This is a genomic window from Exiguobacterium sp. s102 (assembly GCF_018618635.1).
Lineage (GTDB): Bacteria > Bacillota > Bacilli > Exiguobacteriales > Exiguobacteriaceae > Exiguobacterium_A > Exiguobacterium_A oxidotolerans.
This window is the reverse complement of record NZ_JACSML010000001.1, coordinates 659,095-684,855: the sequence shown is the minus strand read 5'-3', so window position 1 is coordinate 684,855 and position 25,761 is coordinate 659,095. Positions and strand designations below refer to the sequence as shown.

Sequence of the window (25,761 nt, the reverse complement as noted above, 5' to 3'; positions counted from 1 at the left end):
ATCAAAAAATTAGGAATCCTGATCTTTTTTAAAGAACTGAGCGAGACCCGCAAGTCGCGGATCAATTTTTGGTTCAGCTTCTTCTGGAGATTCTTCTGAAAGAACCGTCCAACCTTCCCCTTGAACCAACTGATTTTCTTCATCATCCCCATGCACTTGCACTGGCACATGAAGTAAAATCAATTCTTGCACGAGTGGTCGAAGATCGACCGTATTCCCGTTCGGTAAATTGATATCGTCCGAATCAACCGGAGCAGCATCAACTTCGAGCAGGAACGACTCGATGGATTCAATCTCGAACGGGTACGCGACGTCATTTAGCGTCCGGGCATCCGGAAGCGTCATTTCGCCAGTAATCCGGAGATTGAATATTAATTGATTCGATGTAAACGATGCATTTGCACGAATGTGCACAGGTTGCACCGCCCGGATATCCGGATGGAGGGCGATGAGCTCAGGAAGCTCGATCGTCTCGTTAACCTGAAGTTGACCCAGATTGCGCAATTTATTCAATTGCATCAGGGACCATTTCATCCGAATCACCTCAATTGCAACAATATGAATTATAGAGAGGACATCTTGTTTTGTCAATGTTTTTTCTTTACACTGAAATCGCTAGAGAACGAACACTTTCGGACGTCTTCATCCATATTACCGCACTTAATTCCGTTTGCAAAGGAGAAAGTTTCATGAAGATGACAGCAATTATTTCAGAGTACAATCCGTTTCATAACGGACACCTCTATCAAGCCAAAATCGCACGCGAGGAAACCGATGCCGATTTGATCGTCGCCATCATGAGCGGAACGTTCATGCAGCGCGGGGAACCTGCTTTTAGTGACAAGTGGACACGTGCACGAGCGGCCGTCGCAAGCGGCGAAATCGACCTTGTCTTAGAACTTCCGTTTTATTTTTCCGTCCAACGCGCCGACCGTTTTGCGCAAGGAGGCGTCACGATCGCCGAAATGATCGGCGCTACGTCTTTGTCATTCGGGAGTGAATGTGGAGACATCACCCCTTTCCTTTTAGCAGCATCTGAAAAAAATGAAGAGACTCCTGCGTACCAGCGACTCGTCAAAGAAGGCTTATCAAACGGATTATCTTCCGCGATGGCAGCGAGCCAGGCATTCCGCGCATTGACGACGACGCTCGACTTGACGACGCCGAATAACACACTCGGTTATTATTATGCCCGTGCTGCATCAAACATCTTCTTACATACGACAAAGCGTATCGGAAGTGGCTACCACGACCTGTCAGTCGGCGATATCATGAGCGCGACAGCAATCCGTGCCCACTACGATGAAACGCACCAATTGACAGGACTTCCAAAAGAAAGCGCTAGCGTACTCCAAGGGGCGACTTTTGCTTCGTTTGATCTCTACTATCCCTTTATCCGGAACCGGCTTCTATCGACGCCTCTAGGCGTTCTCATGCAATTTAACGGCATTGATACGTCACTGGCACCTCGTCTCGTCGAAGGCGCCCGCTACAGCTCTACTTTCGACGACTTCATGAATTTCATCAAAACACGCCGCTATACGCGGACAAGTTTACAGCGCACACTCATTTATTTACTGACCTCGACGATGACGGAAGAAATCGATTCGGTTGCATTTGACCAAATCGATTACGTGCGACCACTTGCCTTTAATGACAAAGGACGACAAGCGCTACGGCAAATCAAGCAACACATTCGAGTCATCAGCACATTCGAGGCGCACCCTTGGCTCATAAAAGAGAGCCAAGTTACGGCAGCGTATGCCGTTCCCTTGGCTCGGTATGACCAACTAGAGGAACATCGTCGGTTTGCTCATTTTTCTGGTAACTCTTCTAAATAATCGAGTGCATCCTCAACTGTTTTGATCGGGACGAGTTTCATTTTCGTCCCGAGTTTTTTGATGGATGGTTTTGCTTCTTCATAATTCGAACCGGCTGGGACGAACATGATTTCCGCTTCCGCTTCGTCTGCTGCGACGACTTTTTGCCAAGCTCCACCAATCGGTCCTACTTTTCCACCCTCTTCAATCGTTCCAGTACCAGCAATCGTATATCCCTTCGCTAAATCACCATCTGTCAATTGATCATAAATCTCAAGCGTGAACATCATCCCGGCCGATGGTCCACCAACATTTTCTAAGTTAAACTCGACTTTCGGATCCGTCTGCACGTCTGACATCGGAAGCGGTTCATAGATACCGAGCCCGACCTGCTCTGAGTTCTTCGCTAGTTTCCCGACCTTGATCGTCGTTGTTTTCGTTTTTTTGTCCCGTTCGAATGTCACTTTCACATCTGTCCCTGCTTTTTTCGAACTAATTGTCTGCATAAAGCTGCTCATTGATTTTAACGGTGCTCCATCAACGGCAACAATCTGGTCCCCGGCACGTAACTTCCCGTCAGCAGGACCGCCAGAAATAATGCCAGAGACATAAACGCCTTCAAAGTCGACCTCGACTTCTTTATCAGCCAGTTCATATCCTTCAATCATTGCATTATGTTGCGCTTCTTCCATGTAAAGTTGTTGTCTGTTCTCGTATTGTGCGTCAGATTCACCGTCATATAAATAGTCACTTACATCCGATGTTTCAGAAAAAGGTAAAAATAAACTCTCGACTAGAAAATACGGTGTCGCCCGCCGTTGCGCAACGGTCAACATCATTAGATCGCCCGGTTCTTTTTCCGCACCCGATACGTCAATGATTTGTTCTGTCGATGTTGCGTCTCCAGGATACGAGATGAAATAGGGCAATGGAACAAAGAAGACGATCATCGCCGCGACGATGGCAGCGAGCGCAGGTTTCCATGCTTTCATTTCAATTCTCCTTTCGCATACTTTTGACGTAACGCTTCTTCGACGGGCGGTGGTACAAGCCCGGCAACGGAAGCACCATACTTTGCAGCTTCTTTGACGATTGAGGAACTGAGGAACGAATATTGGTTACTCGTCATCATGAACAAGGTTTCAATCTGGTCATTCATCTTCTTATTGATTGAGGCCACCTGCATCTCATATTCAAAGTCGGATACAGCACGTAGCCCGCGTACGATTGCCGTCGCCCCTACTTCTGCTGCATAGTCGACAAGCAGACCGTTAAAAGAATCCACTTTGATATGCGGTAAGTGCTCCGTCACCTCAGAAATCAATTCCATACGTTCTTTAACCGAAAATAAAGGTTGCTTCGACGAGTTATTTAATACCGCGACGATGATTTCGTCGAAGATGGGTGCAGCACGCTCGATGATATCAAGATGACCGTTCGTGATCGGGTCAAAGCTCCCCGGACAGATGGCGATACGTTTCATACTTCTTCCTCCAGTTCGATAATTTCATATAATGTGATTGAGATGACCGTTGAGTACCGCATCCTTTTCACAACTTCAAGGCGACCAATCCGATCAGGTAAGTCAATCTCTGACCCATGCTCACAGACGATGACGCCATTGTCCGTCAACATGTCGTGTTGCTCTATGTACGTGACGTGTTCGACGAGTCGTTCCTTGGCATAGGGTGGATCGAGAAAGATTAGTTTAAATGGCGTTTCTGATGCGAGTTCCGTCAAAGCAACGGAGACATCTTTTTTTAGGACACGACTTCTCTCAGCCAATCGAGTCGTCATCAAGTTCTCTTTAATTGTCTGAACCGCTTTAAAGTGCTGATCGACGAATACCGCTTCTTCACATCCACGTGACAATGCCTCGATTCCAAGGCCACCGCTCCCCGCGAAGAGATCAAGTGCACGTCCCCCGTTAAAATAAGGTCCGATGACATTAAATAATGATTCTTTGACCTTATCGGTCGTCGGTCGTGTATTATCCCCCGGCACCGCTTTAATTTTAGTACCTTTTCGTTCCCCAGAAATGACTCGCATGATTTTTCCTTCCCTTCAAAAAAGAGCGACGAGGATGTCCTCATCGCTCCAACGTTTATACTTCTTCTTGCAGTTTACCTTTTTTATTTGCGTATGTTTCGGTAATGAATGGTCGCTCCGAACGAAGAACGGAATCGACGAAAGGCAATGCAGCAATCGTTTCGACCGAGCGTTCATACTGTTCCAAATCAACATATAAAAAAACATATTTTTCTCGCTTCGATGTAAAATAGACGTTTCCAAATCGGCGCAATTGACGCGATGCTTTCATCGCGTTGACATAGACGATCAGTCCAATTCGATCCTTAATCACAACACCGTTCCTCCCTTGTTCGGCATTAGCCGCTACAGCTACAACTACCTCCGGTCGAACATCCACCTGCACATCCTTGATCGAAGAATGGATTACCCGTCGGAACCTTAATTTGAGGTGACACTTCCCCGGCAAGTTTCAGACTAATTTGTCCGAGTAACGCCTCTAATTGTTTTTCTGCTTTTTTAAACGTCGCGACCTCTTCTTGCAGATCGAGCGCCCGCTTGACTTCATGTACTTTTTTCGTGATCGTTTGGTAATCTGGATGATATCGACCAAAACGTTGAACAAGCTCGTACTCTTCCTTGATTCGATTAAAATCCCGAATGACGTCTTGTGCTTGTGCTGAATTTGCGCGTGCTTGTTTGGCACTTATATATGCTTGACCTGTTTCGCTATGCAAAAGAGCGGATGTCAGTTCTTCCGCAGCGTTGATGAGGTCTATCGTTTTATCAGAATAAATCACAACGAATCTCCTCCTTGACTTCACCATCATATCATAACATTTATCTCGCTCCTAGCACGCTGAATTGTGTATACTTTGTTCAGAAGGAAGGAATGAATTGTATGCAATTTTTATCATTTAATATGTTTCGGACGATCGGGATTAAAACCGATCACGCGAAGTCAGACTACCATTTTGATTCGCTCGATAAAATCGCCAAAGCGGACGTCGTCTTGTTCCCTGAATATTGGCAGATCCACTCCATCATCTACGGAATGAAAAAACCGATTTTCCCGTCCGCCGCGACATTCCATCTCGGGCACGATAAAATCGAGATGACGCGTATTTTTAAAACCGTGATTCCGGACAATATTCCTCGGACCGGTATTTACGGAAAAAATGAATTCACCGTGAAGCGTGTTTTAGATGAATTTTCGTTCCCATTCGTCGCGAAGACTGTCCGCAGTTCGATGGGCCAAGGGGTTCACCTGATTAAGGATGAAATCGACTGGAAGAAGTATACCGATCACCATGAGACGTTTTACGTCCAAGAATATATCCCGAACGAAAAAGACCTTCGTGTCGTCGTCATCGGTGATCAAGTTCTCGCTGCCTACTGGCGTGTCGGCGGTGCGCAATTTTTAAACAATGTCGCCCAGGGTGGGGTCCTTGATTTCGAGAACATCCCACAAGAAGCACTCGATTTTGTTCTCGCACTCGCGAAACGACTCGATATCGATCATGCCGGTTTTGATTTGATTTTCCGCGACGGAAAAATTTATATACTCGAGTTCAACGTCTTCTTTGGTGGAGAAGGCCTGAACCATCTAGGAATTCATGCACCGGATACGATTTTAGAATATGTCGAACGAAAATATAAGAATTCATGAATTCTTCAAATTGACTTCACAACTTTTACTTTATCGAATCATTCATTATGGTATGATAGTTTGGAAAGACTAGTATCTACTAGCAAACTGGGGTATAGGGGGATTCAAACATGAAGTTTGAGAAATACGGCATCGAAGGCAAAGAAATTAAGTTTGGTTTACTTGAGACAATCATGGACCACCACCGTTTCGTCCGTGAAGGACAATGGGATTACGAACGTGCGATGTATGACATGAAGTACGAAAAACAATCAACAGGAGAGGTCTTCTATCTCCGGATTCCAGTTTATGCAATTCAAGGTGAAATTGAAGATCGCCACGCGATCGTTCGCATGATGACACCACTTCTCGGAAAACACTACTATCCACATGGTGTTGAGTATGATGAAGAGTTCCCACCTGAAATCGTTAAAGATTGTGAGCGTCGCTTGACAGGGTTACTCGAAACACTCGAAAAATAAGTTCTATCCGACCGTTCCTGTTAAAAGGAGCGGTTTTTTTCATCTAAAAATTTTCTTCAGGCGATTCTTTGCGCTGCCGAGTCCGTGTCTGATTGCTTTTTCAAGTCGACGTGTCACGAGAGACTTCAAGGCATTCTTCACGGAACAGTCGCTAAAAAGTCTGTTACCAAAAAAATCGTGTGTTGTGTGCTGGTCCCCCTACTCCTTGTCCAGGCCTAAAAGTAAAGGCCCCTTCCGCCAGACGTGGAAGGGGCCTTTATATGTCTCATTTTGTGACCAGTTGGAGGTAGTCGACTACCCCGTCTCCGAGTTGTAAGCGGACTTGTTCTCGCAAACCCATATAGAGGGCAGGTAACTGTTGCACCGTTGCGGTAACCTTCAAGCTAAACGAAATCCCTTCCGTCGGCAAACGTTTAATCCGTGTACAAACGACACCAAATTCGATGACGGCACACAACAATAACTCTTCAATTGCTTGTACTGATACCGTCACTTCACCTTTATTCTGATATTCTTCAACCAAAATGATCACTCCTTCGCAAGTTGTTTGACGGATGTCATGACTTCCTCGAGATCGACCGGCTCGTCAGGTGTCTTCGCCATTGAAGATATCGCACGCACCTTATTGTCGCGATCGAGAATGAACATTTGTGTCCCGTGTGTGACAAGACCACTTTCTGCTTTTGAATAATAGAAGTTCAACTGGCGTGTCAGACGATCAATGACGACCTCATCCCCCGTTAAAACCTTCCAGCCTTCAGGATTCGCCTCGAAATTAGACGCATACTTCTTCAAGACCTTCGGCGTATCAACTTTAGGGTCGACCGTCACGGCGACAAGTTCGACATCGGATCCATATAGATTTTCCGCCCGTAATTTTTTCTCGAGTTTCCGGTAGTCATTTAACGTCAAAGGACAAATGTCTGGACAATTCGAGTAGAAAAACGTCAATACTTTTACTTTACCATCTTCTGAATCAAATGTTTTCCCGTTGACGGCATTCGTTAATTCAAATGGTGTCGGTTCAGCAATCACAGGTAGCTTTTCTTTCATAAAGAAATAATAATACCCCCCTGCAGCGGCGACTAAAATCAAAACGACGGCGGCTACCGTCAAATAACTATTTTTTTTCAAAGCGAACCCCCCTTAATGATTCCAAATCGCACGAAATACATTTGTTGTTTCGCCCGGCTCATACACAACGTATAACAGGCAATAGACAAGGACTCCCGTGATTGCCGTCAAAAACCAAATGACCGATGCTTTTGGACCAATTTTACGGTGACGGGCAAAGTTTTGTTTATAAGCGTAGAACAAAGCGATTAAGCCTAAGATACCACCCGATGTGGCGAGTAAAATATGAAAGATTAAAAATCCTGTGTAGTACGGTTTAACCGCATCCGGTCCCCCGAAAGCAGTATTCCCGAGTAAGATCGTCCGAAGCGCGTACATGATGAAGAACAGTAACGCGAGCGCTGCCGCAATGTTCATCACGACTTTATGCGCCCCCATATTCCGGCGTGTCTGCGCGATCAAAAACCAACCGATTGCTACAAATATTGCACTGAGAACAATCAAAGAAACACAAATCAACGGCAAATAACTCATTTTCAGACTTCCTCCATTTACTTAATCCGCTTTTGGCGTGAAGGACATGCCTTCATCGACAGCAGTACTTTTTGATCGTCTCACCCACGTGAAGAAGGTCAAACCGAAGAAGATCCCGTAGACGAGTTCTTGTCCAAGTTTCATCAAGACGCCTCCGAACCGTTGATCTTCGAGTAAATCTTTTGTTGTCCCAAATAGGCGTTCCATGTTCAAGCCGCTCACATCATTATTCGGCAGACAGTAAGCCAAGACTTTCGCGAATGTCGCTGGGTCTTGATACGCATCGTATTGGAAGCTCTGACTGAAGATCATGAACGCACAAGCTGGTGTCAACAGCACGCCGTTCGCAACGATATAGACCATCTTTTTCAAATCGGATAGACTATCCTCCTCATTGACAGGTGCGATGATTGGATACCACATCGTCATGCTGAGGAAGATTAATGTCCCGTGGAACAAACGGTGGACCGTATAGTTCGTCAAGACGTAATCAAAGATGAACGGCATATGGTAAAACGTAAACAAGGAATTGAACACGACGAGCGCAATCAATGGCAATGTGAAGAAGCGTAATGCCTTCCCTAAATACGGGACGCCGAACAATCGCTTAAATGCCCAACCCGGAATTGCTAGCATCAACAGTGGCGGCGCCACCATATAGACGAAAACCATCTGGAGCATGTGCGCAGAGAACGTAATATGCGCTAACACATCAAGCGGACTACCAAAGCCAATATAGTAGACGAATAAAGCCGCTAGCATCATGAACTTTTGAGCTAACGTCGTTTCTGCCTCGTCTGGTCGTCTGATTTTTTCAGTAATGAATGCATACAATACGTAAAGACCGATCAAGAGTAACGCGTAATACGGGCTCCACAAGACAGTCCAATCGAATTGCGATAAAGCACCCCTTAAATTGCCTAACATATTTCTCACCCCGTTCCTGTTTCCTACAAACTAAGATTACCGTTCCCCTATTTCATTGTAAAGGTTTCTCATAAAACGATTCCAAAATAAAAGACCATCCTGCTAAACGTTAGCAGAATGGTCACAATTTTTTACCAAATTAAAAGGCGAAGTGTCGCGACGATTGTTAAGGCAACGAAGATACCGAGTCCCATCATGACTTTAATCCATGTGTTCCCTTTGTTATTCATATGCATGAACATATATAACTGAAGGTAGACTTGGACGATTGCCATGATGACGAGGAATCCACCTGCAGCCCAGTGTGGCATAAGCTCTGCCATCACTGCGCCGAAAGCGATCAACGTCAAGAAAATCATCAGTCCAAAACTGATCAATTGTAGCTGCATTTCGCGGCTACGATCAGCTTTCATTTCTAATTCTAACTGGTTACGTGTAACTTGTGGTTCGTGTTTTTCCATCTTATTTCACCATCCCCATGAGGTAGACGACTGAGAAGATAAAGACCCAGACGACATCAATGAAGTGCCAGTAAAGACTTGAAACATAGTACTTCGGTGCATTGACGACTGTGATGCCGCGTTTCCAGTTACGGATGAGCAATGTCGAAATCCAGAGAAGACCGAACAAGACGTGCGCTCCATGGAACCCGACGAGTGTGTAGAACGCCGAACCGAATGCGCTTGACGTAAACGTATGACCGATGTGGTAATAGTGATTAAACTCATAAATCTCACCAGCGAGGAATGCTAGACCGAGAGCGAGCGTAATAATGAGCCACATCTTCATTTTCGCAACGTCATTCCGTTTCATCGCCATCATCCCAAGAACACTTGTCAATGAACTCGTCAGAAGAAGCATCGTCATGATGAAGACGAGTTCCATCTCAAAGATGTCGTAACTCCGTAATCCTTCTTTTGCGCCTGAGTTGTGCAATCCGATGTATGTTCCGAAGAGAGAGGCGAACAATGTCGTCTCTCCTCCAAGGAAGAACCAGAAAGCTACATATTTATTCTTACCCTCAAGTGTTGCTTTTTCAACATGATCTGGAATACCAGTCACTGGGTTATTTGGTACTGAATGATGACCCATCTTACTTCGCCTCCTTTTCAGCTTCAAGGCGTAGATCTTCTTCGATGACCGATTTCGGGATGTAGTATCCTTCATCGTCAATCCAAGAACGTAGGAACATCGCGAAGAGTGTCGTTGCAAGACCAATCAAGGCGATGACAAGACCGACAGTTCCGTAGTCAAGACGAAGAATGAATCCAAGACCTGCAAGGAACAAGCCGACTGACATGACGAATGGCAAAATCGTGTTATTCGGCATGTGGATATCGCCGACTTCTTCCGATACGGAAACTGTTTTATTTCCAGCCATTTTTTCGAGCCAGTACGTGTCGAGTCCTTTGACGAGTGGTGTTTGTGCAAAGTTGTACTCTGGAGTCGGAACAGGAAGCGTCCACTCAAGGGTACGACCGTCACCCCAAACATCGCGTTTCACATATTCTTTCGACATCAGTGCCGCTGCAATTGAAACAACAAGAACGATTGTTGATACACCCATGAAGCCTGCACCAATCGATGATAGTAAGTTCATTGTTTCCCAGCCTTGGTTTGGTAAGTACGTGAAGACACGACGTGGCATACCTGTAAGACCAAGGATGTGTTGCGGGAAAAACGTCAAGTGGAAGCCGATGAAGAACAACCAGAATTGAATCTTGCCCCAGAATTCGTTGAGCTGTTTTCCGAACATCAATGGGAACCAATAGTAAAGACCCGCAAAGAGACCGAAGACGACCCCACCAACGATAACGTAGTGGAAGTGGGCAACAACGAAGTAGCTGTCGTGATACTGATAATCGGCAGGAGCAACTGAAAGCATGACCCCTGTCATACCACCAACAAGGAATGATGGGATGAATGCGACCGAATACAGCATCGCAACCGGGAACGTCAATTTACCGCCCCAAAGTGTGAACAGCCAGTTGAAGATCTTAACACCGGTCGGAACGGCAATCGCCATCGTCGCAACAGCGAAGATTGCGTTTGCGACTGGCCCGAGACCCACTGTAAACATGTGGTGAACCCAAACCATGAAGCCGAGGAAACCGATCAACATTGTCGCAAAGACCATCGTCGTGTAACCGAAGAGACGTTTACGTGCAAATGTAGGAATGATTTCAGAGAAAATACCGAATGCCGGTAAAATCAAGATATATACTTCCGGGTGACCGAAGATCCAGAAGAGGTGTTCCCAAATAACGATGTTACCGCCGGCTGCCGGGTCGAAGAAGTGAGCTCCGAAAAGACGTTCAAACGTCAAGAGGAACAAACCGACCGTGAGCGGAGGGAATGCGAAGACGATCAAAGCTGATGCAACGAACGCCGTCCATGTGAACAAAGGCATCCGCATCAGTTTCATACCTGGTGCGCGCATGTTCAAGATCGTAACGAGGAAGTTAATCCCCCCCATAAGTGTACCGAAACCAGAAATCTGTAACCCGAGTGCATAAAAATCAACACCAAGTGATTCCGGGACTGTCGATAGTGGTGCGTAAGCTGTCCATCCTGCGTTCGGTGCTGCGCCGAAGAACCATGATAAGTTCAAGAGCACGCCACCGAAGAAGAACAACCAAAAACCAAGTGCGTTCAAAAACGGGAACGCAACGTCACGTGCTCCGATTTGAAGCGGCACAGCAGCGTTCATATAACCGATCAACATCGGCATCGCTGCCAGGAAGATCATCGTCGTACCGTGCATCGTGATCAACTGGTTAAATAACTCACCGCTGACGAAATCGTTCATCGGTTTAATCAATTGAAAACGAATCATTAAGGCTTCTACGCCACCGACCAGAAGGAAGAACAATCCGGACATGATGTAGAGAATCCCAATTTTTTTATGGTCGACTGTCGTTAGCCAGTCCATGATGCCGCTTTTTTTCTTCGGCATACCCATAGTATGTGTCCCCACTATGATTCCCCCTTAATTTTATTGGAGCTTTTTGTCCAATAGGTAGTCTGCAAGTTCACTCAATTCTTCATCGCTAATCTGATCTTCAGAGAAACCAGGCATTTTTGTCCCTTGTTTTTCTTTTTGCGGATCGCGAATCCAGTTCTCGAGGTTTTCTTTGTCGTGATCGAGGTATCCTGCGATACGTTGACGGTCACCAAAGTTCGTTAAGCTTGGCGCGACTTTCCCGCCACCGTGACAGCTGAGGCAGTTTTGAGCGTAAACTTGTTCGCCCGTCGTCCAATTTTTTTCATTTTTAGCATCGAGTTGTTTTGTTTCTGCTTCTTTTGCAGTTTTCATGTCTTTTAACCATGCATCATAATCATCTTGCTCGAGTGCGATGACTTTAAAGTCCATCAATGCGTGAGAAGGTCCGCAAAGCTCCGCACACTTACCGTAGTATGTGCCCGCTTCTTGTGCTTGTAACCACATCTCGTTATCGAGCCCTGGGTTTGTATCTGTTTTACCAGAAAGTGCCGGCACCCAGAATGAGTGAATGACGTCTTTAGAAGTCAAGTTGACAGCAACACGTTTTCCGACCGGGATGACAAGTTCTTGTCCTGTCGAAACACCTTTGTCTGGATATTCGAACTCCCACCAGTACAAGTTTGCCGTAACGTTGATTTGTTCGTTTTTCTTCGCTTCTTTCGCATCGGCTAATTCAACCGTCGTTTTGATTGTCGGTACAGCGAGAACAACCAAGAGAAGGATTGGAATAACTGTCCAAATGATTTCAAGCGTATGATTTCCTTCGACTTGTTTCGGAACTGTGTTATCTCCCGATTTACGACGGAATTTCATAAGTACGTAAACATAGATGACCGCTACAATCGCAAGGACGAACAACATCACCCATAAGCTGAGCTTGATGATCTCAAGTTGCATTTCTGCGCCTTCCCCGCGAGGCTGAAGCGCGGACAATTCCGGAATTCCACAACCTGATAACAATAATGCCATCAAACCGATCGGAAGAAGCCGGAAGAGCATTTTTCCTGATTTTTTCACAACCATCCCCACTTTCTTTTCCCCAATTTTTTTCTTGTAATGGTGTACGTGAATATGTCAAATCGTTTTAGAGAGAAACGAGTACGACCGTCACGATCCAAGCTGTGAAGTAAAAGAGCGAGAAGAAGAACATTTTCGATGCCCATTTAATTTCAGCTTGTTTTTCTTTGATTTTGAGACCTTTCAGTCCCATGTAAAGCCAGTAACCGCTTAACGCCGCCATGACAATCGTGTAGACGATACCATAGTGTGCCAAGAGTAGTGATGATGGGACTAAGACTGCAATCCACCACACAATTTGTCGTTTCGTGATGGCAAAACCATTAACGACCGGTAACATCGGAATACCTGCAGCACGGTATTCTTCCGTCCGTCTCATTGCGAGTGCAAGGAAGTGAGGCGGCTGCCAGACGAACATGATGAGGAATAAAATCCAGGCATCGATATGAAGTGCTGGAGTGACTGCCGCAAATCCAATGATCGGTGGCACTGCTCCTGAAATACCCCCTACGACCGTATTGATCGTATGCGTCCGTTTGAGCCACATCGTATAGATGACGACGTAGACGAATGATCCAATCAATCCGAACACTGCCGCGACATGGTTAACGATCAAGAGAAGCACCGTTCCCGTCGCAAGTATTCCAAGTCCTAATGCCAATATGCGCTGTCCATCCATCTTGCCGGTCACACTCGGTCTCCCCATCGTCCGTTCCATCTTGTAATCGATGTCTCGGTCAATGTAGTTGTTGAGGTAACAACTTCCGGCAATGACCAGGCCACTTCCAAGAAGTGTCCACAATAATGTCAACTTCGTCTGCCACAGGTATAACAAGACATCATCGGTTAAATACGATGCTGCCACGACATATCCTGCGAAGACGGTGATGAGATTCGCGCGAACGATTCCCATCTTTGCTAGGGTGACATAGTCCTTGAACGTCGGTTGATCCGTTTGCTCGATCATGATGTCAAGCGTCTCCCCATTTACTTTCGCCATGTTGTTTCCTCCTTCTAACCGCCTGTATCCTCTCTGCACGCATGAGACACGTATTTTCTTCACAGAAATAACACAGACACGCCACGAAACGTCCTTTTCTCTATAAAAGATACCACATATTCAGGGTCGTGACGCATGAAAATACTTTCGACATAATGAACAAAATGTGAAATCTATGTGATTAACCTCACAGTTCACCATATTTACCTAATATTAGAATAGCGTTCTTCTAAAAGATTGCAAGCGTTTCGATATTTTTTATGCGATACTATTGCTATGCGCATGACTGTATATTGTATATTTTAGAAAGGTGGTGTCCGTGTCTTGAATCGAAAGCTTTCGATTTTTTCGGCATTCGTCACATTCACGATGATGATCGTATTGTTGATGGGGGGCACAGTCACAAAGACTGATTCAGGGAACGGCTGTGGAACAGACTGGCCACTCTGTCACGGAGAGCTCATTCCGACTAACCCTAGTGTAGAAACGATGATTGAATACAGCCACCGCGCCGTAACCGGTGTCGTCGGACTATTAATCATCGCATTATGTTTATGGACACTCGTCGCTTTCAAAGAGCGTCTCGATACGAAGATTTTTGCCTTTCTTGCTTTTATCTTCATGTTGATTCAATCCATCGTTGGAGCAGGCGCTGTTGTTTGGCAACAGTCTGACCTCGTCATGGCGCTCCATTTCGGGATTTCGCTTATCTCCTTCGCTTCTTTGCTCATTTTGACGCTATTAATCATGGAACGTCCAGGACGAGAATTCAGGGAAACGGTCCCAGCATTCTTACGTAAACTCCTGTACGGCCTGCTGATTTACACGCTGATCGTCGTCTATACGGGCGCATATGTCCGTCACGTCGGCGCAACGTATGCCTGTGTCGGTTGGCCCGTCTGTTCGCAACCAACGATGACATACGAGTCATGGGTCCAGATGATTCATCGCATTATGGCTGGCTTATTATTCTTCTATACGTTATATGTGCACTTCGTCGCGATTCGCTTAAAGCATCGGACGACACAAAAAGGGATGGCGTTTGCTACGTTCTTCATCAGTTGCCAAGTTGCGACAGGTGCCTGGATCGTTTTAGGCGGACACGCGACTTACGTTCCACTTTTACACGCGTTCTTGATTACATGTTACTTTGGTGTACTGTCTTACATGACGTATCACGCGTTCCGGACAAGGCAAGATCGTTAAGCATATTAGACAAGTCAAAAAAAGATGGAGCATCATTTCACTGTGATGCTCCATCTTTTTTATGTCGGTACCGCGTTCGTAGTTTATTACTTTTTAAAGCGAGCAATCGCCCGTTTACGTGCCATATCATGCTCAACGATTGGTTTTGGGTAATCATAGTCTTCACGTTGCTGGTCTGTTGGTTCATGAATGAATTTATTCGGCAAGTCCTTAATCTCTGGTACATATCGACGAATGAAGTCACCAGACGCATCAAATTTTTTCGATTGGGTCGTCGGATTGAAGACACGGAAGTATGGTACGGCGTCTGTTCCGACAGATGCTGCCCACTGCCATCCCCCGATGTTCGAAGCCGCTTCATAGTCGACTAACTTCTTCTGAAAATATTGTTCACCCTTTTGCCAATCGACTAACAAATCTTTTGTTAAAAAGGAGGCAACAATCATCCGGAGCCGGTTATGCATCCAGCCCGTTGTGTTCAGCTGACGCATCGCCGCATCGACGATGGGATAACCTGTCTCACCTTTTTTCCACGCGTCAAACCCCGTCTCGTCGTCTTCCCATTGAATGTCATTATACTGCTCGTTTACCGGTAGACGTTTTGACTCTGGATGGTGCATCAAAATTGTATAGTAAAATTCACGCCAAATTAATTCCGTCAAATAGGTTTGTTTTCCTTTTGAAGCAGCTGCTTGCTCAACCTGCGTATAAATGGTCCGAATGCTGATTTCTCCCGTCCGCAGGTAACGTGACATCAGACTCGTTCCGTCGATTGACGGGATATCCCGATTTTCTTCGTACTGTTCGAGTCCGCTCGAGATGAACTGATGTAAACGGTTCTGCGCATTTTCTTCACCCACTTGAAAATCAACCTCGGATTGAGCCTGTTTAAAGTACTCTTCGATGAACGAGTTGTCATTTTGGTGTTTTTTATACTGGGCTTGCAGACGATCGAGATTCACTTGGACTGGTTCTGGAAGATCTTTTTTTAAGAACGCATTTTTATATGGTGTGAACACTTTATAATAGCCACCATCATTTTTCTTGACTGCATGCGGATGCAACAAGTGACGATCGAGTACACGATCCGTCTGTTGACGCTGACGCTTTTTAATAATCGCATCATCGCGCGTTTTAAACGGTTCGACGTATTCGGCGTTAAAAATTAAATGGTCTGCCATAGCTGTTTCCTCTAAGAACTTCGCTTCGTCCCCTTTAATAAAACGAATCGGCAAGCCCTTTGTTTTACAGTTATCCGAAAAGTGCTCCAGCGCTTGAAAGAAATACTGTTGTCTCGCTTCGTAAGAACCGATATAGTCCGGGTTAAGCCAAAAAACAAATTCCACGGTCGCTTGATCGTCCTGCTCGAGGTATTCTACCGCTTTCGCCAACATTTGATTATCCTGAAGTCGAAAGTCACTTCTAATCCAACAGATGATATTCATTCCTAGCTCCTCCTCCGATAATGCTGCTTAAAAAGAAAAACAGGCTAGCCGCCATGCGTCTGCCTGTTTTTCATCGATTCTATTTTAAAGTTATCGAATCACCACGCCACGAATCAGATGAATTCAATTAATAAATCTTGGCTTGCGATTGCTTCGCCTTCGTTGACATGGACAGCTTTAATTTCTCCGTCTTCCGGTGCTTGAATCGTCGTTTCCATTTTCATCGCCTCCGTGACGAGCAATTGCTCCCCTTTACGGACACGTGCTCCTGGTTCGACAAGAACTTTCAGGACACTTCCCGGCATCGATGCACCAATCTGTTTCGGGTTCGATCGGTCCGCCTTTGGACGACTGGACGAACTTTCCTTGACGCTAATGTCCTTGACTTCGACTTCACGCGGAACACCATTCATTTCGTAGTAAACGATTCGCACACCGTGATCATTCGGCTGTCCGACTTGAATCAACTTGAGGTACAACGTTTTACCACGTTCGATTTCGACTTCGATCGTTTCACCGAGTCGCATGCCGTGGAAGAATGTACTCGTATCAAGGACCGAGACGTCTCCATAACGTGCGACATATGAACTATAATCCATGAATACTTTCGGATAAAGCGCGTACGCAAGCGCATCAAATTCAGTAATCGGTCGTTCGAGCTTTTCAAACAATTCATGTTTGATGGCATCAAAGTTAAGCGGCTCCATCATTTTCCCTGGACGTTCTGTTAATGGTGCGACACCTTTGAGGATCGCATCTTGCACTTGTTTCGGGAACCCATCCGGAGGTGTGCCAAGCTCACCTTTCATCAGTTCGACGACTGAATCCGGGAAATCGAGCCCACTCGCACGATGTAAGACGTCTTCTTCTGTCAAGTGATGTTGGACCATGAACAAGGCCATATCTCCTACTACTTTAGACGACGGTGTTACTTTGACGATGTCACCAAACAACATGTTGACGCGGGCGTACATACTCTTGACTTCCGACCAACGATCTCCGAGTCCTACTGCTTTTGCCTGTTGTTGAAGATTCGAATATTGACCGCCCGGCATTTCATGGTCGTAAACGGTTGGATTCGGTGCTAACATATCGAGTTCGAACGCTTTATACAAGTGACGAACATCTTGCCAATAATCTGAAATTTGTTCGAATTTCTGTGCTGAAACAAGTGGCTGACGTGGGTGTCCACTCAGCGCATGGATTAAACTTCCTCCTGCTGGTTGACTCGTTAAGCCGGCCATACTCGAAGCAGCGACATCGACGACGTCAACACCGGCATCGACTGCACGGGCATACGTGTAGATTCCGTTCCCACTCGCATCATGTGTATGGAGGTGGATCGGTAAATCGACAGCATCTTTTAAAGCAGAGACTAACGCATACGCTGCTTCCGGCTTTAACAGCCCCGCCATATCTTTGATTGCGATGATGTGCGCGCCACTTGCTTCCAATTGTTTCGCTAACTTGACGTAATACGGTAAGTGATACTTCGGACGATTCGCATCGAACAGATCGCCTGTATAACAGACGGCTGCTTCTGCAATCTTCCCTGTCGGTAAGACCGCGTCAATTGCTAATTGGATTGATTCCGGATTGTTCAAGCTATCAAAGATTCGGAAGACATCAACGCCTGCTTGGGCCGCTTCCTTGACGAAAGCATGAATGACGTTGTCCGGATAGTTTTTATAACCGACTGCATTCGCACCACGTAATAGCATTTGAATCAAGACGTTTGGCATTTGTTCACGTAATTTCATTAAACGAGTCCAAGGATCTTCTGACAAGAAACGATATGCTACATCGAACGTCGCGCCACCCCACGCCTCGACCGAGAACAATTCCGGCAAGAGTTTTGCTTCTGCTTCTGCAATCGCTACTAAATCTTTCGTCCGCATCCGCGTCGCAAGTAACGACTGGTGTGCATCCCGGAACGTCGTGTCTGTCAATAAGACCTGTTCTTGTGCTTTCAACCAATTCGCAACACCAACCGGCCCTTCTGCATCAAGTAACGCTTTCGTGCCCGCTTGATACGTCGTTGGTAAATCTTTCGGAATCCGAACGTCACGTGCTAACGGTTTGTCGATTTTTCCGATACCAGGGAATCCATTGACAGAAACTTCGCCGATATACGTTAATAACTTTGTTCCACGGTCTTGCCGTTTCGGGAAGATGAATAATTCTTGCGTATCATCGATGAAGGACGTGTTGTAGTCACCACTGATGAATGCATGGTGTTTCAAGACGTTGCTTAGGAACGGAATGTTTGTTTTGATTCCACGGATCCGGAACTCACTTAAGTTTCGGCTCATCTTCGCGACAGCTTGATCGTACGTCAGGCCGTGCGTTGAGATTTTAACGAGCAGTGAATCATAGTATGGTGAGATTTCTGCACCGACGTATGCATTCCCTCCGTCAAGACGGACTCCGAAACCGCCGGGTGAGCGGTAAGCTTTAATTTTTCCCGTATCGGGTAAAAAGCCGTTTTCTGGATCTTCCGATGTAATCCGGCTTTGAATCGCGAAACCAAGCATCTGAATCTCTTCTTGCACCGGAATTCCAACGAGCTCACTATGAAGCGACTCACCTTCTGCCACCCGGATTTGCGTTTGTACGATGTCGACGCCTGTAATCATCTCCGTGATTGTGTGCTCGACCTGGACACGCGGGTTAACTTCGATAAAGTAGAACGATTCATCTTGCGTCACTAGGAACTCGACTGTTCCTGCATTCTCGTACCCGACGTGTTTCATTAGCGTTACTGCCGCGTCACAAATTTTCTTCCGTCCTGCATCGGAAAGCGTGACACATGGTGCCACTTCGACAACCTTTTGATGTCGACGCTGAACAGAGCAATCACGTTCGAACAAGTGAATGATATTACCATGGGCATCGCCAATGATTTGGACTTCGATATGTTTCGGTCGTTCAATTAATTTCTCAATGTATATTTCGTCTGATCCGAAAGCCTTTAATGCTTCTGATTTCGCACGCTCAATCATTTCCGGCAGCTCTTCCTCTGTCCGGACAACGCGCATACCGCGTCCCCCTCCACCAAGAGAAGCTTTAACCATCAATGGATAACCTGTTTTTTCAGCAAAAGCATAGGCTTCTTCCATCGTTGAAATCGGACCGTCCGTTCCCGGAATGACTGGTAAGCCGGCTTCGATTGCTGTCGTACGCGCTCGTACCTTGTCACCGAATTTATAAAGATGTTCTTCTTGTGGACCGATGAAGATGATGCCTTCTTCACGGCAACGTTTTGCGAGTTCAATGTTTTCAGACAGAAAACCATACCCTGGGTGAATCGCGTCACACTCTGCTTTTTTAGCAGTTGCGATGATACCTTCAATGTCTAGGTACGCTTCGATTGGTTTCTTCCCCTCACCAATCCGATATGCTTCGTCTGCTTTATAACGGTGAAGCGATCCCATGTCTTCTCTCGAATAAATCGCAACTGTCCGAATGCCTAATTCGGTTGCTGCCCGAAATACTCGGATTGCGATTTCACCACGGTTTGCTACAAGAATCTTTTTAATTTTTGTCAACTGATGCTCCCCCTTTTGTTAATGAACTCGTTGCGCTCATCGTCCGTGCATCTTGCACTTCTTTATGATACGCTATTCGATGTTTATTTTGCATGGAAATATTCGCCAGCACACCGAGCATCGTACTCATGACGAGTAACGAAGACCCCCCGTAACTGATGAATGGTAACGTGACCCCGGTTCCCGGGAACAAGCCTGACATGGCACCGATATTGATCGTTGTCTGGATGAATATGATGGAAGAAATACCAATCGCCATCATGCTTGAATACAGCGAAACACATTTTTGGGCGATTCTCGCACCTTGAAACATTAAGAAAAACAGTAATCCAAGGACGACAAGTACGCCGACAAATCCAAGTTCTTCCGAAATGATTGACATGATGTAATCGGTCTCTGGTTCAGGTAGATACCCATATTTCTGAAAACTGTTCCCTAACCCGACGCCGAACACGCCTCCATGGGCAATTGAAATGACCGAATTGATCAATTGATAGCCTTTTCCCTCCGCATCGAGGAACGGGTTAAAGATGACATGAATTCGTTTCAGCTGATTCTCTGAAAAATTATTATACGCATAGAAACCAACTAACGGTACTGCGATGAACCCTAATGTGATGTAACCACTCGGTAATCCGACAGCAAACCAAATCATTGCCGTAATCAACAACAAGATGAACAATCCCCCATCATCGGGTTGCATCCGGATGATGATTGCATAAGGTGCCAGCAAGACGAGCATCGGAATTAAAATCCAATCAGACAAACTAAGTAACATCCGCTTGCCCGCGGAAGAGGGAGAGATTTGACGGTGGATGAAGTGATGAACGATTCCGATTACGCCATTCAACGTCCCTTTTTGTTTTTGATCAAAGTAATTCGCTAACCCGACGACTAAGACGAATTTACAGAGCTCGATCGGTTGAATCAAAAAAACACCAAAGTTCAACCACGCTCGTGCCCCGTTCAACGGTTCAGAAAACAACGTCGCCATCAACATCACCCATGTGATGAGATACAAGACTAAACGAAAAATCGGACCTCGAAGCACTTCATGATTGAGATGCGCAACAAATAAAAATGCCACGATTGCCAAGCCGTCAAACATCAGTTGTTTCTCGAAAAACGAAGTGTTCGCATAATCACCACCGTTCCAAACACTAGCGCTATAAACCATCACCGTACTGATTGCCATCAGAATCAACATCGTAAAGAACAAGCGAAAGTCAAAAAATGCTCGTCTTTCTTTAAACTTCGATTGCATATGTACACGTCCCTTTTCTAGTTCTAAAAAAAAAATACCCAAACGCCGCATTTCACGTTTGAGTAGAAAATCAGCACGTCTCCGCATCATGTAAGTCAGATAGTTGCTGTTCAAGTGATTCGAGTAATTGTTTCCCTTCACTCGCATCAATCAGTTCAAGACGAACGGCAAAATCAATTTGGCGTGACAATCCGAACATTTGTGTATCCAATACTTCCTCATAAAGAGGACATTGTGGCATCGTTAAATTCGCAAGCTGGACCTCGATCAACCGGCGGATTTTATGGGCATCCGCTTCTAGTAGCTCAAGAGCGCGCTGGCGATGAACTGTCCCGATTTCAGTTGACAATCCAATCCCTCCTCATCAAATGACGCGTTCCTGTTATAGATAAACTTTACCTTACTTTCGCTAACAATTCAACGTTTCGGTATAATGGATTTGTAGCATTCACACATTTAGGGGGAATAGAGATGATTTTTCCAATCACAGGTAAGGTACGGTACACATTAACGATTGATCCAACCGTCTGGATCTTTGACGATCGTAAGATTGCGGTCGAACAAATCGGACAAGAGACAGAGCATAATGCCGCTGAAGCATACTATGCGAAAATGGGGGCTGCTTGGGACAAGGGGATTACGGAAGGGAGTCGGACCGATCACAATAAACCGATGACGCGCGAAGAAAAAGATGACGCACTCCGCGGGACGTTCGCGATGCCACTCCTTCCATTCATCACAAATGCCGAAGTACTAAACGATGCCTCACAATTACGTTTTGAAGGAATCGATACCGTCGAACTCCCACTCGAGGTACTGCCTCAACTCTACTTACAATTTTCAAAAGACGGGAAAGTCTTAACCGATGGTCCCGTTCATTTACTTTATCAAGATCAAGTCGTCCGTTCGGTCAATCGGATCACTGTCATCTAATAGCAAACTGCCCTCTTTTCCTTCTAACGTTAACGACTGAAGGAAAAGAGGGCAGTTTTATTTTTTAAAGCAAGTCGGCCGCAAGACGCGCGAGGTTCGACCGTTCCCCTTTGACGAGTTTGACGTGCCCTGTCATTTGTTCACCTTTTAACCGTTCAACTGCATAGGATAGACCATTTGAATATTCATCGAGATACGGATGGTCAATTTGTTGCGGATCCCCGACGAGAACAATTTTCGAGTTTTCCCCGACACGAGTCAAAATCGTTTTCACTTCATGTTTCGTTAAGTTTTGTGCTTCATCGATGATGATGAACTGTCCCGGCATACTCCGCCCGCGGATATAAGTTAATGCCTCAAGCTGAATCGATTTCATGCCCGCTAGGATATTTCCAAGTTCATCACCCGAACCCGTATTGAACAAATGCTCCAAATTATCATAAATCGGTTGCATCCATGGTCGAAGCTTCTCTTCCATCTCACCCGGTAAATAGCCGATGTCATTTCCCATCGGAACGACAGGACGCGCGACGACTAGTTTTTTATAACGATGTTCATCTTCGACTTGCAACAACCCGGCCGCAAGTGCGAGCAATGTTTTCCCCGTTCCTGCCTTGCCGACGAGTGTAACGAGCGGAACATCATCCCGAAGTAACAATTCGAACGCCATGCGCTGTTGAACGTTACGGGGGACGACACCCCATACTTGATTGATATCAAGCGAAAGTGCCCGGATGATAGGCAATTCCTGATCGACGACAGCGAAAGCTGAAGCTTTCGATACATTGCTTTTTAAAATGACGAATTGATTCGGATAAACTTTTTCATTCAAGATATCCACTGAGAGTCGTTTGTCTTCGTAAAAGGCATCGATGTATTCCTGGTCGACGACTGCTTCAATGAAACCCGTATATAACCCTGTCAAATCCGCAATATGATCCGTCAAGTAATCTTCTGCGACAAGTCCGTACGCATCTGCCTTTACACGAACGAGAATATCTTTTGAGACGAGAATGACGTCACGTCCACTCTGTAGTTCCTGCTGTTCCCGATGAATCGACCACGCCAACTCGAGAATCTTATTGTCATTCGATTCATGTGTGAACGGTGAGACGTCACTGATCGTGTCACCGATGTCGACACGGAGGATGCCGCCATTTCCGAGCGGTACTCCTGCATGAAGATGACCCGCTTCCCTTAATTGATCCAAAATCCGCGCGGTCTCTCGAGCATTTCGCCCGACTTCATCCATGTTTCGTTTTTTTCCGTCCAGCTCTTCTAAGACGATTGCCGGTATGACGACATCATGTTCTTGGAATTGAAATAAAGATAATGGATCGTGGAGCATGACATTAGTATCGAGCACGTATATTTTTTTCATTCCATCGTTCGCCCCTTTAGAGTCGAGTTTTGATGAATGTTACGCTTTTAGAATCGCATGCATTTGTTGATCTAGACGTAACGCTGCCGTTTCGTCATACGTTTTCTCGATACGAGGACGATTGGATACAGCGGCTCCGTAAAATAAAATATCGCGTACTTCTTCTACCATTCCTTCGTAAAATGCAAGCTTTAATGGCACTTCGGCTGCCGGATCCCAGCGCTTCACCTCCGTACACGTCAAGCTATAGGCAGATTGATCGGCAAAGAAAATCAATGTGAAAACAGGATGCTCTGCCAACGTCTTGACGATATGCGAATCGGCTTCAATCGCAAATCGGACCGTTTGTTCATCTTTTGCATAAACCCAACTGATTGCATGGGTGATGGGCCAACTTTTCGATTGATCGTGCGTGATTAAAAAAACGAGTGGTAAATCGGATAACGCTTCGAGTTGCTTTAGATTCAGACGATGTTCCATTTTATTTGCCATGGTGTCACCCCCCTATTTATCTTACTGACTTAGTTTCGAGTCATGTCATTCAATTCCCTTTTTTACATCTGAATAATCTTTTAATATGGTATACTAGTAAAAAAAGAGGAGGACCTCGAAATGCGTGTAAAATGTACTATCTGCGATAAACGCGAAACGATCGACGACTGGTCCTTCGCAGCAAAACGCTTACGTAACAAACCGGTTCGCATCTATTTGTGCGATGAATGCAATGAGCGTATCGAGCAACGGACGATTGCGCGCGAAGCAACTGGGAACTTTAACTTATATCCGACGTGGGCGTCTACTAAAAAAAGATGGTGACGGCTTACTTTCTATGCTGAAGTAACTTTGAGCTCCTGTGACATCCGGATGATGTCGAAGGAGCTTTTCATATCTTTACGGGTCGAAGCGGACAAAAACATCATCATTCTTCTCAGGATTTCCACGGCCGTCCGTATTGTTCGTAAGGAAATATAGTGCAGTTCCATCTGTCATGACGTCACGAATGCGTCCACGATCCGTTACGACTTGTTCGACTTGCTTCGTGCTCTCTTCAATCGAGCGAAGGCTCTGCCCGACCAACGTACCGAAATACAACTTCCCATCAAGTTCCGTCACCCCGCTTGGTGCAACGGAGCGATTTCCTACTTCATACCACGGTGTGACTAATCCTTGTTGTTTTTCCATCCCTTCAATCAACGGCCATCCATAATTTTTCTGTTCAATTTTATTGATTTCATCATGTCCGCTTTGACCATGTTCGGTCGCAAAAAGCTGATTTCCGACAAAAACAAGACCTTGTGGATTACGATGACCATAACTATAGACGTAACCCTCCAGATTCCCTTCAACCGGCTCTCCCGTTAAGTCCATCCGTAAAATTTTTCCGGCCAAAGAGGATAGCTTCTGTGCATTCTCGGGAACTGCAGCATCTCCTGCTGTGACGTACAGGTAACCATCCGGCCCAATCTCGATTCGACCGCCATTATGAATCGAGGACCCAGGAATGCCATCCAGTAAAATGCTTTTCTCCGTCCAGTCCCCATCCTTCCGTTCGATTGAAATGACACGATTCCGTAGCTCACCTGCTTGTTCATACGTATGGTATACATAAGCGAGCTGATTCTCTTCAAAGTCGGGATCAAGGGCCATTCCAAGTAGTCCACCTTCCCCTTCCGCCACGACTTCTTCCGTCAGACGTGGGGCTGTTCGCGAATAATCCCCTTGCGTTCCTTCGACGATTTTTCCATCTCGTTCTGTAATATAAAATGTATCCCCTGACATCTCGACATTCCAAGGTGCCTGCAGGGACTCGAAAATGATGTCGGCTCCCTCTTCAGTCTCTTGTTTAGCATCTGTTTGACTCGACTCCTCCGTCTTTGAATCAGTCGCGCAACCGACTAATAACATCGTAAGACTCAGCGGGGCGAGCCAGCTCCATTTATTCATTTTCATCACTCCTTAAAGGTTTTTCCCCTGACTTTCTCGTTTCTATTCCTTTATTTACCGATTGAACGATAAAACAAAAAGTCCGCCTTCACAAGGAAGACGGACTTTTAAACGAATCAAATGAATTTAAGATGCAGTCTGTTCTCGATCGCGTTTGACACGCCACATCCGGAAACGATAAATCCCGAGGATGGCGACCATCGCAAGCAATACTTCAGGAATCGGCCACGTCCAAAAGACGAGTGTTAAAGCCGCTGAAAAGACAGCTAATAAAAGATAGACGATCAGCGATTTCCACCAAGCTAATTCCTTTGCAAAACCTAGCTTAAACACGACGAGCGTCAAAATGACGACCGTAATCATCAATGCATTGAAACCCGCACTTAAGTTATTCGGATCACTCCCGACGCCAAGAAACCTGGCGACGGCAGGAATATCGAATTTCGAGAAATCAGAAGCAACGGCAGGTTGTGCAGACATTGCCAGTCCCCCTTACATTGTTAAGA

29 protein-coding genes are annotated in these 25,761 nt (G+C 45.8%); 6 read left to right on the top strand and 23 right to left on the bottom strand.

Going from position 1 to position 25,761, the window contains the following annotated elements; all coding sequences use genetic code 11:
- Positions 1-9 precede the first annotated feature (9 nt).
- Positions 10-534 (bottom strand): YceD family protein, encoded by a 525-nt coding sequence (locus KNQ02_RS03305; RefSeq protein WP_088837440.1) that lies wholly within the window; start codon positions 532-534, stop codon positions 10-12.
- 155 nt (positions 535-689) lie between these two features.
- On the opposite strand from KNQ02_RS03305, the gene KNQ02_RS03300 reads away from it, so the two are divergent.
- A complete protein-coding gene (locus KNQ02_RS03300) occupies positions 690-1,841 on the top strand; it encodes a tRNA(Met) cytidine acetate ligase (protein WP_214807289.1) in 1,152 nt (383 codons plus the stop codon).
- Here the strand turns inward: KNQ02_RS03300 and KNQ02_RS03295 are convergent.
- Genes KNQ02_RS03295 through KNQ02_RS03275 form a run of 5 tightly spaced genes read right to left on the bottom strand, consistent with a single transcriptional unit; the run spans position 1,814 to position 4,648 of the window.
- A complete protein-coding gene (locus KNQ02_RS03295; RefSeq protein ID WP_088837442.1) occupies positions 1,814-2,812 on the bottom strand; it encodes a SepM family pheromone-processing serine protease in 999 nt (332 codons plus the stop codon). The genes KNQ02_RS03300 and KNQ02_RS03295 overlap by 28 nt on opposite strands.
- Complete coding sequence (gene coaD / locus KNQ02_RS03290) at positions 2,809-3,303, bottom strand: pantetheine-phosphate adenylyltransferase (RefSeq protein ID WP_088837443.1); 495 nt, start codon at positions 3,301-3,303, stop codon at positions 2,809-2,811. The genes KNQ02_RS03295 and coaD overlap by 4 nt, the downstream gene beginning before the upstream one ends.
- Positions 3,300-3,869, bottom strand: coding sequence for a 16S rRNA (guanine(966)-N(2))-methyltransferase RsmD (gene rsmD / locus KNQ02_RS03285; protein ID WP_214807287.1), 570 nt, complete (start codon positions 3,867-3,869; stop codon positions 3,300-3,302). Before rsmD ends, coaD begins: the two co-directional genes overlap by 4 nt.
- Before the next feature lie 55 nt (positions 3,870-3,924).
- The gene (locus KNQ02_RS03280; protein ID WP_088837445.1) at positions 3,925-4,182 is read right to left on the bottom strand and encodes a YlbG family protein; all 258 of its coding nucleotides are present in this window, start codon (positions 4,180-4,182) and stop codon (positions 3,925-3,927) included.
- Positions 4,183-4,207: 25 nt separating this feature from the next.
- A complete protein-coding gene (locus tag KNQ02_RS03275) occupies positions 4,208-4,648 on the bottom strand; it encodes a YlbF/YmcA family competence regulator (RefSeq protein ID WP_214765238.1) in 441 nt (146 codons plus the stop codon).
- 101 nt (positions 4,649-4,749) lie between these two features.
- On the opposite strand from KNQ02_RS03275, the gene KNQ02_RS03270 reads away from it, so the two are divergent.
- A complete protein-coding gene (locus KNQ02_RS03270; RefSeq protein WP_239456734.1) occupies positions 4,750-5,517 on the top strand; it encodes an ATP-grasp domain-containing protein in 768 nt (255 codons plus the stop codon).
- A gap of 110 nt (positions 5,518-5,627) precedes the next feature.
- Positions 5,628-5,978: a YugN family protein gene (locus KNQ02_RS03265; protein ID WP_029330928.1), complete on the top strand. Its 351-nt coding sequence runs from the start codon at positions 5,628-5,630 to the stop codon at positions 5,976-5,978.
- A 265-nt stretch (positions 5,979-6,243) separates the two neighbouring features.
- Here KNQ02_RS03265 and KNQ02_RS03260 read toward each other — a convergent pair whose 3' ends face one another.
- The 9 genes from KNQ02_RS03260 to cyoE form a co-directional block, all read right to left on the bottom strand.
- Positions 6,244-6,510 carry a hypothetical protein gene (locus KNQ02_RS03260; RefSeq protein ID WP_353048584.1) on the bottom strand — a complete coding sequence of 89 codons (267 nt, stop codon included), beginning with the start codon at positions 6,508-6,510 and terminating at the stop codon, positions 6,244-6,246.
- A complete protein-coding gene (locus KNQ02_RS03255; protein WP_088837448.1) occupies positions 6,507-7,112 on the bottom strand; it encodes an SCO family protein in 606 nt (201 codons plus the stop codon). Before KNQ02_RS03255 ends, KNQ02_RS03260 begins: the two co-directional genes overlap by 4 nt.
- Positions 7,113-7,124: 12 nt before the next feature.
- Complete coding sequence (locus KNQ02_RS03250) at positions 7,125-7,586, bottom strand: DUF420 domain-containing protein (protein WP_214807285.1); 462 nt, start codon at positions 7,584-7,586, stop codon at positions 7,125-7,127.
- 21 nt (positions 7,587-7,607) lie between these two features.
- Complete coding sequence (gene ctaG, locus KNQ02_RS03245; RefSeq protein ID WP_088837449.1) at positions 7,608-8,513, bottom strand: cytochrome c oxidase assembly factor CtaG; 906 nt, start codon at positions 8,511-8,513, stop codon at positions 7,608-7,610.
- A 131-nt stretch (positions 8,514-8,644) separates the two neighbouring features.
- Positions 8,645-8,974: a cytochrome C oxidase subunit IV family protein gene (locus tag KNQ02_RS03240; protein ID WP_088837450.1), complete on the bottom strand. Its 330-nt coding sequence runs from the start codon at positions 8,972-8,974 to the stop codon at positions 8,645-8,647.
- A gap of 1 nt (position 8,975) precedes the next feature.
- Positions 8,976-9,605: a cytochrome (ubi)quinol oxidase subunit III gene (locus KNQ02_RS03235; RefSeq protein ID WP_088837451.1), complete on the bottom strand. Its 630-nt coding sequence runs from the start codon at positions 9,603-9,605 to the stop codon at positions 8,976-8,978.
- A gap of 1 nt (position 9,606) precedes the next feature.
- Complete coding sequence (ctaD, locus tag KNQ02_RS03230) at positions 9,607-11,475, bottom strand: cytochrome c oxidase subunit I (RefSeq protein ID WP_201302332.1); 1,869 nt, start codon at positions 11,473-11,475, stop codon at positions 9,607-9,609.
- A 33-nt stretch (positions 11,476-11,508) separates the two neighbouring features.
- Positions 11,509-12,540: a cytochrome c oxidase subunit II gene (gene coxB, locus KNQ02_RS03225; RefSeq protein ID WP_088837453.1), complete on the bottom strand. Its 1,032-nt coding sequence runs from the start codon at positions 12,538-12,540 to the stop codon at positions 11,509-11,511.
- A gap of 61 nt (positions 12,541-12,601) precedes the next feature.
- Positions 12,602-13,534 (bottom strand): heme o synthase, encoded by a 933-nt coding sequence (gene cyoE, locus KNQ02_RS03220; protein ID WP_088837454.1) that lies wholly within the window; start codon positions 13,532-13,534, stop codon positions 12,602-12,604.
- A gap of 324 nt (positions 13,535-13,858) precedes the next feature.
- On the opposite strand from cyoE, the gene KNQ02_RS03215 reads away from it, so the two are divergent.
- Entirely contained in the window at positions 13,859-14,740 is an 882-nt protein-coding gene (locus KNQ02_RS03215; protein WP_029330938.1) for a COX15/CtaA family protein, read from the top strand.
- A gap of 86 nt (positions 14,741-14,826) precedes the next feature.
- Here the strand turns inward: KNQ02_RS03215 and KNQ02_RS03210 are convergent, their stop codons facing one another.
- The 4 genes from KNQ02_RS03210 to KNQ02_RS03195 form a co-directional block, all read right to left on the bottom strand.
- Positions 14,827-16,185 carry a cryptochrome/photolyase family protein gene (locus KNQ02_RS03210; RefSeq protein ID WP_214807283.1) on the bottom strand — a complete coding sequence of 453 codons (1,359 nt, stop codon included), beginning with the start codon at positions 16,183-16,185 and terminating at the stop codon, positions 14,827-14,829.
- Positions 16,186-16,298: 113 nt separating this feature from the next.
- Positions 16,299-19,733, bottom strand: a complete 3,435-nt coding sequence (locus KNQ02_RS03205; protein WP_214765242.1) for a pyruvate carboxylase — start codon at positions 19,731-19,733, stop codon at positions 16,299-16,301.
- Positions 19,720-20,997, bottom strand: coding sequence for an FtsW/RodA/SpoVE family cell cycle protein (locus tag KNQ02_RS03200; protein WP_214768642.1), 1,278 nt, complete (start codon positions 20,995-20,997; stop codon positions 19,720-19,722). Before KNQ02_RS03200 ends, KNQ02_RS03205 begins: the two co-directional genes overlap by 14 nt.
- Positions 20,998-21,067: 70 nt before the next feature.
- Positions 21,068-21,346, bottom strand: coding sequence for an Fpa/YlaN family protein (locus KNQ02_RS03195; RefSeq protein WP_029330942.1), 279 nt, complete (start codon positions 21,344-21,346; stop codon positions 21,068-21,070).
- Positions 21,347-21,468: 122 nt separating this feature from the next.
- On the opposite strand from KNQ02_RS03195, the gene KNQ02_RS03190 reads away from it, so the two are divergent.
- Positions 21,469-21,930, top strand: a complete 462-nt coding sequence (locus KNQ02_RS03190) for a hypothetical protein (protein ID WP_214765245.1) — start codon at positions 21,469-21,471, stop codon at positions 21,928-21,930.
- A 64-nt stretch (positions 21,931-21,994) separates the two neighbouring features.
- Here the strand turns inward: KNQ02_RS03190 and KNQ02_RS03185 are convergent, their stop codons facing one another.
- Together KNQ02_RS03185 and KNQ02_RS03180 are read right to left on the bottom strand one after the other, a co-directional pair.
- Complete coding sequence (locus tag KNQ02_RS03185; protein WP_088837459.1) at positions 21,995-23,311, bottom strand: PhoH family protein; 1,317 nt, start codon at positions 23,309-23,311, stop codon at positions 21,995-21,997.
- Positions 23,312-23,350: 39 nt separating this feature from the next.
- Positions 23,351-23,803 (bottom strand): PNPOx family protein, encoded by a 453-nt coding sequence (locus KNQ02_RS03180; protein WP_088837460.1) that lies wholly within the window; start codon positions 23,801-23,803, stop codon positions 23,351-23,353.
- Between the two features lie 120 nt (positions 23,804-23,923).
- Here KNQ02_RS03180 and KNQ02_RS03175 point away from each other — a divergent pair, with 120 nt between their 5' ends.
- Positions 23,924-24,127 (top strand): YlaI family protein, encoded by a 204-nt coding sequence (locus KNQ02_RS03175; RefSeq protein ID WP_214765247.1) that lies wholly within the window; start codon positions 23,924-23,926, stop codon positions 24,125-24,127.
- 75 nt (positions 24,128-24,202) lie between these two features.
- Here KNQ02_RS03175 and KNQ02_RS03170 read toward each other — a convergent pair whose 3' ends face one another.
- Together KNQ02_RS03170 and KNQ02_RS03165 are read right to left on the bottom strand one after the other, a co-directional pair.
- Positions 24,203-25,255, bottom strand: a complete 1,053-nt coding sequence (locus KNQ02_RS03170) for a PQQ-dependent sugar dehydrogenase (RefSeq protein WP_214768643.1) — start codon at positions 25,253-25,255, stop codon at positions 24,203-24,205.
- Positions 25,256-25,381: 126 nt separating this feature from the next.
- Complete coding sequence (locus KNQ02_RS03165; protein ID WP_088837463.1) at positions 25,382-25,735, bottom strand: YlaH-like family protein; 354 nt, start codon at positions 25,733-25,735, stop codon at positions 25,382-25,384.
- Positions 25,736-25,761: the final 26 nt, after the last annotated feature.

Bases quoted from the DNA above. Each gene is read 5' to 3' on its own strand.
- KNQ02_RS03305 (WP_088837440.1), bottom strand. From the start codon at position 534: ATGAAATGGTCCCTGATGCAATTGAATAAATTGCGCAATCTGGGTCAA.
- KNQ02_RS03300 (WP_214807289.1), top strand. From the start codon at position 690: ATGAAGATGACAGCAATTATTTCAGAGTACAATCCGTTTCATAACGGA.
- KNQ02_RS03295 (WP_088837442.1), bottom strand. From the start codon at position 2,812: ATGAAAGCATGGAAACCTGCGCTCGCTGCCATCGTCGCGGCGATGATC.
- coaD (WP_088837443.1), bottom strand. From the start codon at position 3,303: ATGAAACGTATCGCCATCTGTCCGGGGAGCTTTGACCCGATCACGAAC.
- rsmD (WP_214807287.1), bottom strand. From the start codon at position 3,869: ATGCGAGTCATTTCTGGGGAACGAAAAGGTACTAAAATTAAAGCGGTG.
- KNQ02_RS03270 (WP_239456734.1), top strand. From the start codon at position 4,750: ATGCAATTTTTATCATTTAATATGTTTCGGACGATCGGGATTAAAACC.
- KNQ02_RS03265 (WP_029330928.1), top strand. From the start codon at position 5,628: ATGAAGTTTGAGAAATACGGCATCGAAGGCAAAGAAATTAAGTTTGGT.
- KNQ02_RS03250 (WP_214807285.1), bottom strand. From the start codon at position 7,586: ATGAGTTATTTGCCGTTGATTTGTGTTTCTTTGATTGTTCTCAGTGCA.
- ctaG (WP_088837449.1), bottom strand. From the start codon at position 8,513: ATGTTAGGCAATTTAAGGGGTGCTTTATCGCAATTCGATTGGACTGTC.
- KNQ02_RS03240 (WP_088837450.1), bottom strand. From the start codon at position 8,974: ATGGAAAAACACGAACCACAAGTTACACGTAACCAGTTAGAATTAGAA.
- KNQ02_RS03235 (WP_088837451.1), bottom strand. From the start codon at position 9,605: ATGGGTCATCATTCAGTACCAAATAACCCAGTGACTGGTATTCCAGAT.
- ctaD (WP_201302332.1), bottom strand. From the start codon at position 11,475: ATGGGTATGCCGAAGAAAAAAAGCGGCATCATGGACTGGCTAACGACA.
- coxB (WP_088837453.1), bottom strand. From the start codon at position 12,540: ATGGTTGTGAAAAAATCAGGAAAAATGCTCTTCCGGCTTCTTCCGATC.
- cyoE (WP_088837454.1), bottom strand. From the start codon at position 13,534: ATGGCGAAAGTAAATGGGGAGACGCTTGACATCATGATCGAGCAAACG.
- KNQ02_RS03210 (WP_214807283.1), bottom strand. From the start codon at position 16,185: ATGAATATCATCTGTTGGATTAGAAGTGACTTTCGACTTCAGGATAAT.
- KNQ02_RS03200 (WP_214768642.1), bottom strand. From the start codon at position 20,997: ATGCAATCGAAGTTTAAAGAAAGACGAGCATTTTTTGACTTTCGCTTG.
- KNQ02_RS03190 (WP_214765245.1), top strand. From the start codon at position 21,469: ATGATTTTTCCAATCACAGGTAAGGTACGGTACACATTAACGATTGAT.
- KNQ02_RS03185 (WP_088837459.1), bottom strand. From the start codon at position 23,311: ATGAAAAAAATATACGTGCTCGATACTAATGTCATGCTCCACGATCCA.
- KNQ02_RS03180 (WP_088837460.1), bottom strand. From the start codon at position 23,803: ATGGCAAATAAAATGGAACATCGTCTGAATCTAAAGCAACTCGAAGCG.
- KNQ02_RS03175 (WP_214765247.1), top strand. From the start codon at position 23,924: ATGCGTGTAAAATGTACTATCTGCGATAAACGCGAAACGATCGACGAC.
- KNQ02_RS03170 (WP_214768643.1), bottom strand. From the start codon at position 25,255: ATGAATAAATGGAGCTGGCTCGCCCCGCTGAGTCTTACGATGTTATTA.
- KNQ02_RS03165 (WP_088837463.1), bottom strand. From the start codon at position 25,735: ATGTCTGCACAACCTGCCGTTGCTTCTGATTTCTCGAAATTCGATATT.